This is a genomic window from Streptomyces sp. NPDC005784 (genome assembly GCF_042871525.1).
Classification (GTDB): Bacteria; Actinomycetota; Actinomycetes; order Streptomycetales; family Streptomycetaceae; genus Streptomyces.
In genome coordinates this window covers 15439-29339 of sequence record NZ_JBIAIQ010000065.1, presented here as the reverse complement: position 1 = coordinate 29339, position 13901 = coordinate 15439, and the positions used below count along the sequence as shown (strand labels likewise).

Annotated in this window: 15 protein-coding genes; 5 read left to right on the top strand and 10 right to left on the bottom strand. The window is 71.7% G+C overall.

Going from position 1 to position 13901, the window contains the following annotated elements; all coding sequences use genetic code 11:
- Positions 1-175: 175 nt before the first annotated feature.
- Together ACFYR3_RS43265 and ACFYR3_RS43260 are read right to left on the bottom strand one after the other, a co-directional pair.
- Positions 176-1531: a nucleobase:cation symporter-2 family protein gene (locus ACFYR3_RS43265; protein WP_389287797.1), complete on the bottom strand. Its 1356-nt coding sequence runs from the start codon at positions 1529-1531 to the stop codon at positions 176-178.
- 215 nt (positions 1532-1746) lie between these two features.
- Complete coding sequence (locus ACFYR3_RS43260) at positions 1747-3096, bottom strand: FAD-dependent oxidoreductase (RefSeq protein ID WP_355839044.1); 1350 nt, start codon at positions 3094-3096, stop codon at positions 1747-1749.
- A 213-nt stretch (positions 3097-3309) separates the two neighbouring features.
- On the opposite strand from ACFYR3_RS43260, the gene ACFYR3_RS43255 reads away from it, so the two are divergent.
- Complete coding sequence (locus ACFYR3_RS43255) at positions 3310-3780, top strand: DUF6214 family protein (protein ID WP_355839310.1); 471 nt, start codon at positions 3310-3312, stop codon at positions 3778-3780.
- 55 nt (positions 3781-3835) lie between these two features.
- On the opposite strand, the gene ACFYR3_RS43250 is transcribed toward ACFYR3_RS43255, so the two are convergent.
- Positions 3836-4513, bottom strand: coding sequence for a helix-turn-helix domain-containing protein (locus tag ACFYR3_RS43250; RefSeq protein WP_355839046.1), 678 nt, complete (start codon positions 4511-4513; stop codon positions 3836-3838).
- A gap of 181 nt (positions 4514-4694) precedes the next feature.
- A complete protein-coding gene (locus ACFYR3_RS43245; RefSeq protein WP_355839048.1) occupies positions 4695-4922 on the bottom strand; it encodes a hypothetical protein in 228 nt (75 codons plus the stop codon).
- Between the two features lie 287 nt (positions 4923-5209).
- On the opposite strand from ACFYR3_RS43245, the gene ACFYR3_RS43240 reads away from it, so the two are divergent.
- Positions 5210-5455: a DUF2630 family protein gene (locus tag ACFYR3_RS43240; RefSeq protein WP_355839049.1), complete on the top strand. Its 246-nt coding sequence runs from the start codon at positions 5210-5212 to the stop codon at positions 5453-5455.
- Positions 5456-5473: 18 nt separating this feature from the next.
- On the opposite strand, the gene ACFYR3_RS43235 is transcribed toward ACFYR3_RS43240, so the two are convergent.
- The 3 genes from ACFYR3_RS43235 to ACFYR3_RS43225 all read right to left on the bottom strand — a co-directional run bounded on the left by ACFYR3_RS43235 (position 5474) and on the right by ACFYR3_RS43225 (position 8009).
- A complete protein-coding gene (locus tag ACFYR3_RS43235; RefSeq protein WP_389287794.1) occupies positions 5474-6172 on the bottom strand; it encodes an HAD family hydrolase in 699 nt (232 codons plus the stop codon).
- A 196-nt stretch (positions 6173-6368) separates the two neighbouring features.
- Complete coding sequence (locus tag ACFYR3_RS43230) at positions 6369-7304, bottom strand: M56 family metallopeptidase (RefSeq protein WP_355839051.1); 936 nt, start codon at positions 7302-7304, stop codon at positions 6369-6371.
- Between the two features lie 156 nt (positions 7305-7460).
- Complete coding sequence (locus tag ACFYR3_RS43225; protein ID WP_355839053.1) at positions 7461-8009, bottom strand: DUF5134 domain-containing protein; 549 nt, start codon at positions 8007-8009, stop codon at positions 7461-7463.
- Between the two features lie 232 nt (positions 8010-8241).
- On the opposite strand from ACFYR3_RS43225, the gene ACFYR3_RS43220 reads away from it, so the two are divergent.
- Together ACFYR3_RS43220 and ACFYR3_RS43215 are read left to right on the top strand one after the other, a co-directional pair.
- Positions 8242-9909, top strand: a complete 1668-nt coding sequence (locus ACFYR3_RS43220) for an FUSC family protein (protein ID WP_355839055.1) — start codon at positions 8242-8244, stop codon at positions 9907-9909.
- Between the two features lie 38 nt (positions 9910-9947).
- A complete protein-coding gene (locus ACFYR3_RS43215; RefSeq protein ID WP_389287799.1) occupies positions 9948-10655 on the top strand; it encodes a MarR family transcriptional regulator in 708 nt (235 codons plus the stop codon).
- Positions 10656-10694: 39 nt separating this feature from the next.
- Here the strand turns inward: ACFYR3_RS43215 and ACFYR3_RS43210 are convergent, their stop codons facing one another.
- Together ACFYR3_RS43210 and ACFYR3_RS43205 are read right to left on the bottom strand one after the other, a co-directional pair.
- Positions 10695-11459, bottom strand: a complete 765-nt coding sequence (locus ACFYR3_RS43210) for a VOC family protein (RefSeq protein WP_355839059.1) — start codon at positions 11457-11459, stop codon at positions 10695-10697.
- 171 nt (positions 11460-11630) lie between these two features.
- Positions 11631-12017, bottom strand: coding sequence for a VOC family protein (locus ACFYR3_RS43205; RefSeq protein WP_355839061.1), 387 nt, complete (start codon positions 12015-12017; stop codon positions 11631-11633).
- Between the two features lie 70 nt (positions 12018-12087).
- Between ACFYR3_RS43205 and ACFYR3_RS43200 the strand changes: the two genes are divergently transcribed.
- A complete protein-coding gene (locus ACFYR3_RS43200) occupies positions 12088-12630 on the top strand; it encodes a GNAT family N-acetyltransferase (protein WP_355839062.1) in 543 nt (180 codons plus the stop codon).
- 283 nt (positions 12631-12913) lie between these two features.
- On the opposite strand, the gene ACFYR3_RS43195 is transcribed toward ACFYR3_RS43200, so the two are convergent.
- Positions 12914-13597 (bottom strand): glycerophosphodiester phosphodiesterase family protein, encoded by a 684-nt coding sequence (locus ACFYR3_RS43195; protein WP_355839064.1) that lies wholly within the window; start codon positions 13595-13597, stop codon positions 12914-12916.
- Between the last annotated feature and the right edge of the window lie 304 nt (positions 13598-13901).

Genomic DNA, 13901 nt, shown 5'->3' with positions numbered 1-13901 from the left:
CCAACCACTCTCACACCCTTGGTGTTCCCTCCCTTGGGGGCGGGGCGGGGGGTGGGGGGGGGGGGGGCGGCGGCCGGGGGGGGGGGGGCCCCGCCCCCCCCCCCCCCGGACCGGCATGCGGGGCAGCAGTCGAAGGACCGGCGGCCGATCTTCGGATCCGCTTGCGGGTGAGGGCCTACGCCCCGGCCGAGGCGCCCTCGGGTTCAGTGCCGGCCTCAGCCGAACTCGCCCTGCCGGGAAGGTGGTTGAAGAGCAGATTAAGTACGATCGCCGTCAGGCACCCCGCACTGATCCCGCTGTTCATCACCGTCTGGAACCAGTCAGGGAACTTCTCGTAGACCGTCGGCACTCCGACCGGCAGCATGCCGATCGCGACCGAAACGGCCACCACCGTCAGGTTGTTGTTGCTGTTGAAGTCCACCCCGGCGAGGGTGCGCACCCCGCTCGCGGCGACGGTTCCGAACATCACCAGGCCCGCGCCGCCGAGCACGGGCGCGGGTATCGCCGCGACCACGGCACCCAGTTTCGGCAGCAGACCGAGCACGACGAGAATGCCGCCGGCGGCGGCGACCACCCAGCGGCTGCGCACCCGGGTCATGCCGACGAGGCCCACGTTCTGCGCGAACGCCGTGTACGGGAAGGTGTTGAAGACACCGCCGAGGACCGTGGACAGACCGTCGGCGCGCAGACCGTCCGCGAGGGTGCGCGGCTCGATCGGCCGACCGGTCATCTCGCCGACCGCGATGAAGTCACCCGTGGTCTCGGTCATGGTTACCAGGGCCACGGCCAGCATCGAGACGATCGCGGAGGCGTGGAACGACGGCGCACCGAAGTGGAACGGCGTGCTGATCCCGATCCAGTCTGCCTCCCCGACCCCGCCGAAGTCCGTGAACCCGAACGGAACCGCGACCGCGAGACCCACGGCGATGCCGACGAGGACCGCGATGCGCCCGAGGAAGGCCGGTGCGAACCGCTGCACGCCCAGCACCACGGCCAGGACGAAGCCGGCGAGCACCAGGTTCTTCGGCTCCCCGAAGTCCTTGGAACCGACGCCTCCCGCGGCCCAGTTGCCCGCCACCGGCAGCAGCGAGACACCGATGATCAGGATGACCGTGCCCGTGACCAGCGGCGGGAAGAAGCGCAGCAGCCTTCCGAAGACCGGGGCGAGCAGGACGATCGCGAGACCCGCGACGATCACCGACCCGTAGATCGCGGGCAGTCCGCCGCCCGTCGTGCCGATGAGCACCATGGGGGAGACGGCGGCGAAAGTGCACCCCTGCATGATCGGCAGCCGCACGCCGAAGCGCCAGAAGCCCACACACTGGATCAGCGTCGCGATTCCGCACACCAGCAGATCCGCGGTGATCAGGTACGCCAGGTCGGCGGGCGACAGCCTCATCGCGCCGCCCACGATCAGTGGAACCGCCACCGCGCCCGCGTACATCGCGAGCACGTGCTGGAGACCGAAGGCGGCCAGGTGGCGGACGGGTGGAACCTCGTCGACGGGATGCACGGGAGCGGTGGTTGCCATGGGCACTCCAGAAGCTGCGGGGTGAGGGGGTGGTCCGCACGACACGAGCGCGCCCGGACAGCACGAGACCGTAGGTGGCTTGAACAGTTTGTTGATGTCCGGCCTGTTGCCGATATGTGTCATGCCCACGGAACTGTCGCGGACTCCGCCATGATCCCGCGTCATCCCGCGACCGGCCTGGCCAGGACCTCGTCACATCCCGGCAACCGACGTCGCTACGACCTCGCCGTCCGCGCCGCCGTCCACAGCGCGTCCCAGTCGGGCAGCTTGACCACGCCGCGGCCCAGCCTGGCTCCCAGCTCCGCCTCGGCCCGCTCGATCGCCTGCCACCCGGCCCATTCGACCGGCCGTACCCCCTCGGCACGCAGCGCCGTGAGCGGATCCTCGGCGATCTCTCGCCGTACGAGCGCGGGGGCGTCCTCCAGCAGGGAGGTCACCGTCTCCTTGGCGCACGGGCGGTTGGTCCCGATCACCCCGGTCGGGCCGCGCTTGATCCAGCCGGCCACGTACTCGCCCGGCGCCACCACGCCGTCCCGCAGGACCCGTCCCGCCCGCTGCGGCACCGTGCCACGGTCGGGGTCGAACGGCAGTCCGTCCAGCGGCACTCCGCGATAGCCCACCGAACGCAGCACCAACTGGGCCTCGATCTCCTCGAATCGACCGGTTCCCGTCACCCCGCCCGCTCCGTCCGGCACCGTCCGCTCGAAACGCACCGCGCCCACCCGCCCGCCGTCGGCGAGGAGTTCGACGGGGCGAAGGAAGAAGCGCGGGCGGATGAGGCGCGGGCGGCCCAGTGGCGCGGCCGCCGCCCAGCCCCGCAGGACCTCCACGTTGCGGCGCTGCGCGGCAGGCAGCCCCGACGGATCGAGGTAGGCCGGGTCGAGCGCCAACTCCGCCTCGTCCACGCTGATCTCGGCCTCCGGCAGGGCGCCCAGCTCGCGCAGCTCCTTGGTGGTGAAGCGGGCCTGCGACGGTCCGCGCCGTCCGACCATGCTGATCTCGGTGACCTCGCTCGCGGCCAGCGCGCTGAGCGCCGCCTGCGGCATGTCGGTGGGGCTCAGTTCGGGCGCGCCGCGGGCCAGGATCCGGGTCACGTCGACGGCGACGTTCCCGACGCCGATGACCACGGCCGAGCGTGCGCCGGCCACGAATCCGTCGGCCACGGAATCGGGGTGCGCGCTGTACCAGGAGACGAACTCGGTCGCCGACCAGCTGCCGGGCAGGTCCTCGCCGGGCACACCGAGATGCCGGTCGGTGGCGGCGCCGACGCAGTACACGACCGCGTGGTACAGCTCCCGCAGCCGCGCCGCCGGCACTCCGCCCGGTCCCACCCGGACGCCGCCGAGGAAGCGCACCCGCTCGTCCTCCAGGACGGTCCGCAGATTGTTCTGGAGCGACTTGATCTTCTCGTGGTCGGGTGCCACGCCGTAGCGCACCAGGCCGTACGGGCAGGGCAACCGGTCCAGGACGTCGACCCGGACATCGGGCGGCCCGCTCCGCTGGACAAGACCCTGTGCGCTGTAGACCCCACTGGGCCCCGAGCCGACGACGGCGACACGCAGCACTGCGGAACTCCTTACCCGAGGGATCAGGGAGATCGCTGACAGGACATCGCTGGTGCTTCCAGCATCGCACCAGTGGTGCTCCGCTGACAGGGTGCGGTCCGTGTCGGGTGCGCGCGTGTCCGTTCGTATGGAATGTGATGATGCGGTTACGTTCCGCATGTGCCAGACGCATCGTTCCTCAATCTGTCCGACCGCTGCCGCGCGGACGGCGACGTGTCCGTGTGGCCCGCCTGGGAAGTGCGGGAGTCCGGGGCTGCGATCAGGTCCTGGTTCAACGTCCGGCTCGCTTTCGCGGACGGGGCCCGGGTCGACCTGCTCGCCGTGCTGTCGGAGGCGGCGCTGTCGATCGAGGACGTACGCGCCGAGCCGCCCCTCTCGCTGGACGACCTCGCGGTGGTCGCCGAGTGGATCGAGGAACCGCTGTTCGAGGCGTGCGGGAGCCGCCTCGGCGCCGGCCACGACCAGGACCGGGAAAGTCAGGCGCGGCGCGCCCGGCCCGCCTGGCCGCGCGGTGTCGAGGGCCGTCTGCTGGTCGCGGAGGAGTACCGGGCGGCGCAGGAGGAGGGCCTGGATCCGGTGCTCGCCGTCATGGGCGCCACCGGCCACAGCCGCCGCAAGTCCCTGCGGCTGATCGCCGGGGCGCGTGACGCCGGGTTCCTGACACCTCGTCACGCCCGCCGTTGACCATGGCGAAGCGCTCGTGCCCCGTTGTGCGAGCTCAACGTCCGGACGCGGCCGACTACTTGGACCGACCGTCCACCGGCTCCGGGCCGGTCGCGAAGAAGCGGGACAGATCCGTCTCGCGGGGGCCGCCCGACGCCTCGGTGTCCGGGGGCACCCCCATCTCCCAGTCCAGCCGGTAGCGCTTGAACAGTTCGGCCCGCAACACCGGGACCTTCATCGGCACCCCCGGCACCAGCGCCGCGTACACCGCGCCCATGAGCAGGGCGCGCAGCATCGGGTAGTCGGCCGTGACCTGCTGCGATCCGTACCGTGCGACGGTGTCCCCGAGCAGCTCCGAGAGACGCACCTGCTCCGGACACTGGACGAATCCTTCGGCCTGGAGCAGTCCGGCCATGTGCTGGCGCATCAGTACCGGCTGATCCTGGGTGAGACCCAGGATCGCGTCGACGGCCCGCGCCATCCGCTCCCTGCCGTCCTCGCTGCGCGGCTCGCGTTCGAGTGCTTCCTCCAGCGTGCGGTGCATCAGCCGGTGCACCGCGGACTGCAGGAGCTGCCGTTTGCCGGGGAAGTAGTACGACACCAGTCCGCGCGCCGATCCCGCGCGATCCGCGATGTCCCCGAGCGTCGTGGCGTCGTAACCGCGCTCGCTCACCAGCTCCACCGCGGCCTGCAGCAACCGTTCTCGGGAACGCCGCCGCAACTCTTCATTGACCGAGGCGCTTCGCGGGGACATGCTGTAACTCCTGCGTTGACTGGCTGTCAGCCAACTATACTCAACGCGTCCGGGCCCAGACCCTTCGCGGGTCGGTTCCGGGCTGCCGCCGACCTGGGGCGACGCGGGGGATCGCCTCAGGTCGGACGCGCGGCAGCCGGCGCCCGGGGAGCGTCGTTCGATCGGCGGCCGTCCGCGGGCTTCATGAACCGGTGCTCGGCGTCACGCCCACGTCGTTCCGAGGTGGGCGCTGGTGCTTCGCGAGGTAGGCGCGTCGCCAACTCGTGACCATGTACCAGCCGACGGACAAGCTCAGCAGCACGTTGCCGACGAGGGTTTCCCTGTCGTCGCTGCGAGCCGTGTTGTGGAGAGCGGTGGCGGTGACGCAGGTGAGGAGGCTGGCGAGGAGGATCCAGAGCGCTGTCTTCATTGCGGACCTCGGGAGTATGTGACGGGGGCGCCAACGTAGCCATGGATCCCATATTGCGAGGCATTTGGCCTTTGTTGGCCAAAACTTGACCACAAGAGGCCGCCGGAGACCAAAAGCACTCCCTTCCGCATCGGAGTGTCATGCAATCGGTGATCCAGGAGAGGTGAACGGCCACCCCTGAGTCGACCGGTTGTTCGTATGGCTTCCGGGGTGTCGGGGTGCGTATCGCTCGCAGAGGTCCCGTGTCCTCCATAGAGTGGCCTGGAACCCCGAGGAGGCGTACGGACATGGAGCGAGATCAGATCCTGGCCAGGATCACGTCGATGGTGGACGACGAGCGGCGGCTGCGCGACGCGCTGGCGGCCGGGCAGATCGACGGCGCCACGGAGCACGCGCGGCTCGGGCAACTGGAGCGCGAACTCGACCAGTGCTGGGACCTGCTGCGCCAGCGGCGCGCGAAGTCCGAGTTCGGCGAGAACCCGGACGACGCACAGGTGCGTCCGTCGTCGCAGGTCGAGGACTACCGGGGCTGACGTCCGCAGTCCTGGCGGTCAGTCCGCCAGTTCGAGTACCGGCCGCAGTCCGTCCGGACGGTCCGCCGCCGGCAGATGGTCCACGAAGTGCACCGCGCAGCCCAGGGCCGCCGCACCGCCGTCCGCCCTTCGGTCGTCGCCGACCATCAGGGTGTCTTCCGGGGCGATGCCGAGTTCGGCGCAGGCGATCGCGAAGAGCCGCGGATCCGGTTTCTGGATGCCGTGCTCGTACGACAGGACGTACGTTCCGACATACGGGTCGAGACCGTGCTCACGGAAGACGGGCCGCAGGTCCCAGCCGATGTTGCTGACCACGCCGACAGCGAGGCCCCTCCCGCGCAGCGCGCCGAGCACCTCGGCGGCGTCGGGATAGGGCTTCCAGGCGGCGGGCGTCATTTGGCGGTCGTAGAGCGCGTCGTGCAGACCGGGACCGGGCAGCGACACCTGCCGGGAGACGCCGGTGTACGCCGCCCGGTGCTGCTCGGCGCTTCGGTCGCGGACCTCCCACAGGTCGGCGAGATCCGTCGGCACCGGCAGCACCGGCCGGGCACCGCCCCCGAGCGCGCCCGCCGCCTCCAGGGCCCGCGCCTTCTCGGTCAACTCCGGCTCCGGGAGCGTGTGACCGGTCTCCGCGAGCACCGCGCGCAGCCATGATTCCGCGGTCTCGATGCGGAAGAGGGTCCCGGAGAAGTCGAAGAGCACACCCTTGATGGTCATGTGGGAAATCCTTCGCGGCGCGCCCCGCGCCGGTCAAGGCGACCTGGCCCGGCCGCTCCGTCCGCGGAGAAACCGACCCGCGCCACGGCCCCGACCCACCCACCGGAGTGCGGGCACCCCGGCACGGCGATCCCGCCGGCGGTCCCGGACGGACACCCCGGCACACGAACAAGCCGGTGACCCCGCACCATTGGGGCTAGCCCAGCGCCCGCAACCCCGGTACGAACGCCACGAGGACCGGTACCACCGGCACCAGCGCGGCCGCCGCCGTCAGCTGCAGCCGACGGGCGGTCGTGAGCCGGTCCCGGGGAGTGAGGAGTCGGTCGACGCGCTGCGGGACGTGCGCGCCCGGGGTCGGGCAGGGTCCGAACACGCCCCGGTCCTCGTTGAGTTCGACCAATGCGAGAGCGATCGTGAGCCGGCCGAAGCGACGCGACGCCACGTCGTCGGCGGCGAGTTCGACCAGCCGGTGCATCTCGTCGCGGAACGCGGCGAACACGGGGACTTGCGGAAAGCCGTTGGCCAGCGCGGCCGAACAGTGCAACAGCCAGTCGTGCCGGGCCCGCGCGTGCCCCTGCTCATGGGCGAGTACGGCATCCAGTCGGCGCCCCTTGAGGCGGCGCAACGCGGCGGTCGTGATGACCAGTTGGGGAGCGGCGCCGGGCAGAAACCAGGCGTCGGGACGCTCCCCCTCCAGGACGACGAGCCGATCGGCTCCGGGCTCCTCGCCGGGCAACAACGGTGCGCGCAGCAGGAGTTCGGACCGGCTCTGCCGGCGGAGCAACCGTGCCCGCACGATCTCGCGCGTCAGCATCGCCGCGGTCCAGGCGCCACCGCACGCGAGCGCCACGGCCGTCGTGGCGGCCCAAGGACTTCCCGCACTCAGCGCGTAGGCGTCGACGACCGACGGCGGTGCGCCGTCGAAGACATGGCCGCGTACGGCCACCCAGGCGGCGGACGCGCTGAGTGTCATCGACAGGACGCAGCACAACAGCACAGCCGCCACGACGCATTGCCACACCCACAGGGCGACCACCGGCTCCCGGTCCGGCCAGCCCGCCCGCGCGAGCAGTCGCGGAGCGACCACGGAGGCCAGGGCGCCGAGCAGCAACAGTGCCGCGGGGACCATCATGGCCCGAAGCCTATGAGCGGGGCTCGCCGCTGGATACGGGCAACGACCTCAAGTGACGTACGCCACGGTTTCGCACCGCGCCCGTGGTTCCTTTCCCGACACCCCGGCTTCGGAGCGTGACCGGACTTCCCGGGGCGTGGCTTTGGCGCCCGGAAGTCAGAGCGTGACCAGCATCGCCAGCATCGCGATTCCCATCGACAGGCGGCAGGCCTGGGACAGTTCGGGGCGGTCGCCCCAGCCGACGGTGCGTGGGGTCGCTCCCGACGCGACGGCCAGGGGCAGGAGACGGGCGCCCGAGCGGAGTACGTAGCCGGTGAAGTAGAGAAGGAGCACTCCGGTGACGACGGGGACGCCCGTGCCGCCGTGGACGTGGTGGGCCGGGGAGGCGGTCATCACCGCCGCCATGTAGACCATCGCGAAGGTGCCCATCAGATGGTGCAGATGGTGCGGGCTGCCGCGGGATGTCGAGAGCGCGCGCAGCGCGGCGGCGCCGAAGACGACCGTGCAGGCGAGCCAGGCCCAGCGCGGCGGGGCCACCACGGCCGCCGGTACGGCCATCGCGGCCATGCCGAACCCCATGAGCGCCTCGCCGCCCGCGGTGCGGCGCTGTTCCTCGACCGGACTGCGCATCCGCAGCAGACAGTAGGCCCCGGTCAGCGCGCACAGCGCAACCAGCAGCCAGCCGGGTGAAGCCGGTCCGTGCACCGCGTACCTCCCCGCTCGACGATGTCGGACACGCGATGCGCGACACCCGATGCCGACAGGTGGTGCCGGGCAGCGGTGCCGGACATCGGACAGTCGGTCAGGGCATGCCCCGGGTGGCCGGTGCGCATACGAGCGCAAGGGTGTACGTGGGGGAGCGTGCGGGAGTGCACCGCAGGTGGGAGCGGCGCAGGAGAAATGATTTACAAGTAAAACACCTGCTAAGGTTTTGGCCATGAGCAGTGCGACCCCTCCCGGCCCCTCGCGTGCACGCCGGCTTCACCCCTCGCGCGCAGGCCGGCTTCCGCTGGCCGATGCGCTGCGCCTCGGCAGGCCCTCCGACATATGGTTCAAGCCCGCCCTGAGCGTCGTCGTCGCGGTCGCCCCACCGAACCTGACGCTGCTGGCGCTCGGCCGGCTGGACCTGGCGATGTACACCATGGCCGGATCGCTCTGCGCTCTCTACGCGCACGATCGGCCGTACGCCGCCCGGGCCCGCGCCCTCGCCTGGGTGGTGGCCGGGATGCTCGGCGGACTCGGCATCGCCCTTGTCACGGCCTCGCTCACCAAGAACGCCGTCGTGCTGGTCACCGTCGGCGCGCTGTTGGCCGCCGCTCAGAAGACCCTGTGCGACGCCACGCGCATCGGCCCGCCGGGACACGTGGTCCTCGCCTTCATCACCTCTGCGTCCCTGTTCGTACCGCAGAGCCTCGGCGAGGTGCCGGGCCGCCTCGCGCCGGCCGCGGCGGCGGGAGCCTGGGCCTGGATCGTCGGCATGGCCCCCGGACTCGTACGCCCGCACGGCCCGGAGCGGCGTGCCACCGCGCACGCCCTGAACGCCGCGGCCGGGTCCGTCGAGGCGCCCGACGACGCCCGTGCCGGCGCCGCGGCGGCCGCCGCCGTGCACACCGCCTGGCAGTCGCTGCTGTCCACCGGAGCCCGCTCCGCGCCCCGGCGCGCCCTCGAACGGCTCGTCGTACGGGCCGAGGTCGCGCTCGCCGCGCCCGCCGACACGGATCCCGAGGGGTTGCGCGGCTGGGCCCGCGACCTGGCCGGCACCGGGCCCGTCCCGCGTCCCGACGGCCTCGGGGACGCCGCCGACGAACTCCTCGGCGTCGAGGCCGCGCTCGCCTTCGGGGAACGGCCGCTGCTCGGCCGCCTCGGCCCGCTCGCCCCCATAGCCCTGCGCACCGCGCTCGGCTGCGCCCTCGCCGGATACGTCTCGCTCGCGCTCGGCGTCGGCCGCCCCTACTGGGCGCTGGTCACCGCCGCCTCCCTCTACCAGGCCAACGTCACCCTGACCTGGCGCCGGGGTGTTCAGCGCGTGGTCGGCAACCTGGTCGGCGTACTGGCCTTCGCCGTCCTCGCACCGCTCGCCCACGTCGGCCAGGCGGCCCTCGTCCTGTGCTGCCTCGCCCTGAACTTCGGCGCCGAGGCGCTGATGGGCCGCAATTACTGGCTCGGCAGCGTCTGCGTGACCCCCATGGCCCTGCTGATCACCGAGTTCGCGCACTCCCAGCGGTCCGGGGAACTCATCGCCGACCGGGTCCTGGACACTCTCGTGGGCGCGCTGGTCGGCTTCCTCGCAGCGGTCGCCGTGACCAACCGGCGGGCCGGTGACCGTATCGAAGAGGCGCTCTCCGCGGTGGGGCGGGCACGGGAACACGCGGCCGGACTGCTCGCCGAGGAGTACCCGGAGTCCGGCGCCCTGGAGTCCGCCCGCCGCGGTCTGTCGGCCGCCGTCGTCGACCTGCGCTCCACCGCGGACGCCGCGGCCGGCGAATGGTGGCGGCGCGCCCTGCCGGAGGAGCGGGTGATGCGGGCCGAGCAGGCCGGACACCGTACGCTCGCCGCGACGGTACGACGCCAGGGACTGCACTGCCGGGAAGGCGCACAGGCATGACGACAGCGGACGGGCGGAGAGCGGCGGACGGCGACCCGATGTCGGACGGCGACCCGGCGGCGGACGGCGTCCCCACGACGGACCGGGCGGCGCCTGCTGACGCGGGGCGTGCTGAGGCGGGGCGTGCTGACGCGGCGCCTGCCGACACAGGGCGTGTCCACGTGGCGCCTGCCCACGCAGGGCCTGCTGACACAAGGCCTGTCGGCACGGCGCCCGCTGACGAGGGGCACACCGACGCGAGTCCCGCCGACACAGTGGCGGCCGTCGTGCGTCAGTGGGAGACCGTGCGGCCGGATCTCGACACCGGGCCCATGGAGGTCATCGGGCGGGTCAACCGCTGCGCCGCCCTCCTTCAGCAGGCCGAGGACGCGCCGCTGCGCAGGGCCGGGCTCACCCGCCCCGAGTTCGACGTGCTCGGTACGCTGCGCCGCACCGGGCACGAGCTGACTCCGAGCGAGATCGCCCGCGAGACCTTCTCCTCCGGTGCCGCCGTCACCAAGCGGCTCAAGCAGCTGACCGAGCGCGGCCTGGTCGAACGGCGAGGTGACACCCGTGACCGCCGGGTCGCGCACGTCCGGCTGACCGACGCGGGCCGCGACCTGGTCGACGGTGTCCTCCCGGATCAACTCGCCTACGAGACGGGGGTCCTGTCGGGCATCGGCCGCGAACGGCAGCGCGAACTGGCCGGACTCCTGGGCGAGTTGCTCGGACAGCTGGAAGGCCGGCTGAGACTGCCGCGCACCTGACGCCGTCCCGGCGGCGGTCCCGGCGGCGATCCTGGCGGATCAGGCCTTCGCGCCCTCCGAGTAGATCCCGAAGGCCGCGCCCTGGCGGTCCCGCGCGACCGCCAGGCGTCGGCCGTTGGGTTGCGAGACGGGTTCCATCAGCAGGTGGCCGTCCGCCATGAGGACCGCGTTCGCCGTGGCGTCCACGTCCTCGACGGCGAAATAGGGCAGCCAGTGCGAGGGAACCTCGTGCGCGAAGTTCTCGTCCATCGTCACCATGCCGCCGAAGTCGGCGCCGTTGATGCCCCACTGCGGGTAGTACTCCGAAGCCTTCACGGTCCAGCCGAACACCGTCGTATAGAACTCGGTCACCCGGTCGGGGGCCCTGGTCAGGAGTTCCACCCAGCCGAGCGCGCCCGGCGCGTTGAACAGTCCCGCACCGGCGAAGGACCGCGCCTGCCACATCTGGAAGGCGGCGCCGCCCGGATCGAAGGCGACCGCGAAACGGCCCACGTCCAGCACATCCATCGGGGCGAGGACGAGGGTACCGCCGGCGGCCTGCACGGCTGCCGCGGTCGCGTCCACGTCGGTGACGGCGAACGACACGTTCCAAGCGACGGGCTGCGACTCCTGGTAGATCGGGGCGATCCCCGCGACGGCCGCGTCCCCGATGTGGGCGACCGTGTACCCGCCCGCCTCCTGGCGCGAGTCCGTCTCCGGGCGCCAGCCGAACAGATCGGCGTAGAAGCCCTTGGCGCCCTCCAGATCGTTGGTGCCTAGCTCCGTCCAGCAGGGTCCGCCGGTCACCGGCCTGTCGAGCTTCATGAGGTTCCTTCCGAAGCGAGCCCCCTCAGCACGCTAAGCCTGCCGCGGGGCACCGGCCATCCGGACGCCATCTCCGGGCGTCGAGCCCGGCCGACGGCCCTTGCCCACCGGACACCGTGCCCGGACCCCCTATGTGCGCCCGATCGACCCCACGCTCGACTCACCCGAACTTCAGGGCCGGTAACGCAACGGATGATCGGCCGGGATCTCGACGATCACGATCTCGGTTCCGTCCGGGTCCGCGATCCACATCTCGATCAGCCCCCACGGCTCCCGCACCGGCCCACGCACCACCTCGACACCGGCGGCCGTCAGCTCCTCGTGGACAGCCGCCATGTCCGCGACCTGGAGCCACAGCTTCAGCGCGGGGGAGGGCGGGGTCTCGGACCGCCCGGAGACTTCCAGGAAACCGCCGCCGAGGAAATAGACGGTCCCGCGCTCGGGACCCGTACCGAACTCGCGGTAGACGGCCAGGCCGAGCCGTTCACCGTAGAAGGCGTGCGAGCGCTCCGGGTCGGTCGGGCGCAGAAGGGTCCGGCTGCTCAGTACATGCACCATGCACCCGGAGAATAGGGCAGGGTTACGCTCGGGCGTGCCCAGCCGCGCCACTGATCGGAGAACCACTCCCATGGAAACCGCCGCCGCCACCGGACTGACCTTCCGCGACGCCACCGACAGCGATGTGGACGCCTTGGTCGCGCTGATCGATTCGGCGTACCGAGGGGACTCCAGCCGGATCGGCTGGACCACGGAGGCTGACATCCTCGCAGGTCAGCGGACCGACGCCGAAGCGGTGCTCGCCGTCGTCCAGGCGTCCGACAGCCAGCTCCTGACCGTGGAGCGGGACGGCACGGTCGTCGCCTGCTGCCAGCTGGAGCATCGTGGCGACCACGCCTACTTCGGCATGTTCGCGGTCAGTCCCGCGCTCCAGGGCGGTGGGCTCGGCAAGGTGATCATCGCCGAGGCGGAGCGGACGGTCCGCGAGGTGTGGGGCGTCACGGAGATGCACATGACCGTGATCTCCGTACGCGAGGACCTCATCGCCTGGTACGAGCGGCGCGGCTACAGCCGTACGGGACAGATGACACCCTTCCCGTACGGCGACGAACGCTTCGGCATCCCGCAGCGCGACGACCTGCGCTTCGAACTGCTGGTCAAGCCGCTCGTCTAGGCCGCCCGGTCCGGGTCCGGGCGATCTGCGGCTGCCCGGTCCGGGCCTGGGCGATCTGTGGCGGCCGACGACGGCATCGGACGGCGGCCGCGTCGACGGGGCAGGGCGGGCAGCCGTCGGCCTGCCCGACCATCCCATGCCGGCCGCCCCGCCTGACCATCCGATACCGGGGAGTACGGACGGCTCTCCGGTGGATCACGGCCGTCGGCCTCGGACAGCGGCCGGGCCGCCCGGGTGGGCACGGCCGAGCGGCCCGTCGGTGTCGCTGCCCGCTTCGTTCCGGTTATGCCGTGAAGCGGCCCGTGCGCTTGATCTCGGGGTAGTCGGTCGTGGCGCCGTCCAGTTCCAGAGCGCGTACCAGCCGGAGCTGGTCCTGGGTGTTCACCACCCAGCCGATGATCCGCAGGTCAGCCTTGCGAGCCTGTTCGACGACCTCCAGGCTCAGCCGGCGGATGTTGAGGCAGACGGTCGCGGCGCCGACCTCGACGGCGCGGTCCACGACATCGGTGCCGTAGCGGCTGGCGATCAGCGCGGTACGGACACCCGGCACCAGCCGGGCGATCTCGGCGAGCGCCTCGTCGTGGAACGACGACACCTCGACCCGCCCGATCAGGTCCTGCCGGTGCATCACCTCGGCCAGCGACCTGGCCGCCGCGACATCCTTGATCTCGGCCTGCAACGGCGTCCTGACGGCTTCCAGGACCTCCTCGAAGACGGGGACGTGCTCACCGCGCCCCGCGTCCAGCGTGCGCAGCTCCGCGAGCGTCTTCTCGGCGATCGGCCCCGAGCCGTCGGTCGTACGGTCCACTTCGGCGTCGTGCATGACGACGAGGGCGCCGTCCTTGCTCAGATGCAGATCGAGTTCGATCAGGTCCAGGCCCGCGTTCTGGGCGGCGATGAAGGAACGCAGGGTGTTCTCGGGTTCGACACCCATCACTCCGCGGTGACCGATGGTGAGGAAGTTCAAGATTCGACTCGCTTCCGTCGACGGCGGCTCGGCTCGCGCGTGGTTCCGACGGGGGCGTCCACGCGGCAAGGCCGCAGCCTAATGGCCTGGCTGTGCTATGTACCCGTTCCTACGCGGTGCAATGGGAGTGTCGGGCTCACGCGGTGCAATGGGAGTGTCGCCCCCGCGCTGTGCGAGGAGTCTCGGGCCCGCGCGATGCGAGGGGGATGTCGGGCCCGCGCGATGCGAGGGGGATGTCGGGCCCGCGCGCCGCGCTGGGAGCGCCGACGGGAGATCTGTGCCGTCTCCCTGGTGGGTCACTCCC

Bases quoted from the DNA above. Each gene is read 5' to 3' on its own strand.
- ACFYR3_RS43265 (WP_389287797.1), bottom strand. From the start codon at position 1,531: ATGGCAACCACCGCTCCCGTGCATCCCGTCGACGAGGTTCCACCCGTC.
- ACFYR3_RS43250 (WP_355839046.1), bottom strand. From the start codon at position 4,513: ATGTCCCCGCGAAGCGCCTCGGTCAATGAAGAGTTGCGGCGGCGTTCC.
- ACFYR3_RS43245 (WP_355839048.1), bottom strand. From the start codon at position 4,922: ATGAAGACAGCGCTCTGGATCCTCCTCGCCAGCCTCCTCACCTGCGTC.
- ACFYR3_RS43240 (WP_355839049.1), top strand. From the start codon at position 5,210: ATGGAGCGAGATCAGATCCTGGCCAGGATCACGTCGATGGTGGACGAC.
- ACFYR3_RS43235 (WP_389287794.1), bottom strand. From the start codon at position 6,172: ATGACCATCAAGGGTGTGCTCTTCGACTTCTCCGGGACCCTCTTCCGC.
- ACFYR3_RS43230 (WP_355839051.1), bottom strand. From the start codon at position 7,304: ATGATGGTCCCCGCGGCACTGTTGCTGCTCGGCGCCCTGGCCTCCGTG.
- ACFYR3_RS43220 (WP_355839055.1), top strand. From the start codon at position 8,242: ATGAGCAGTGCGACCCCTCCCGGCCCCTCGCGTGCACGCCGGCTTCAC.
- ACFYR3_RS43215 (WP_389287799.1), top strand. From the start codon at position 9,948: ATGTCGGACGGCGACCCGGCGGCGGACGGCGTCCCCACGACGGACCGG.
- ACFYR3_RS43210 (WP_355839059.1), bottom strand. From the start codon at position 11,459: ATGAAGCTCGACAGGCCGGTGACCGGCGGACCCTGCTGGACGGAGCTA.
- ACFYR3_RS43205 (WP_355839061.1), bottom strand. From the start codon at position 12,017: ATGGTGCATGTACTGAGCAGCCGGACCCTTCTGCGCCCGACCGACCCG.
- ACFYR3_RS43200 (WP_355839062.1), top strand. From the start codon at position 12,088: ATGGAAACCGCCGCCGCCACCGGACTGACCTTCCGCGACGCCACCGAC.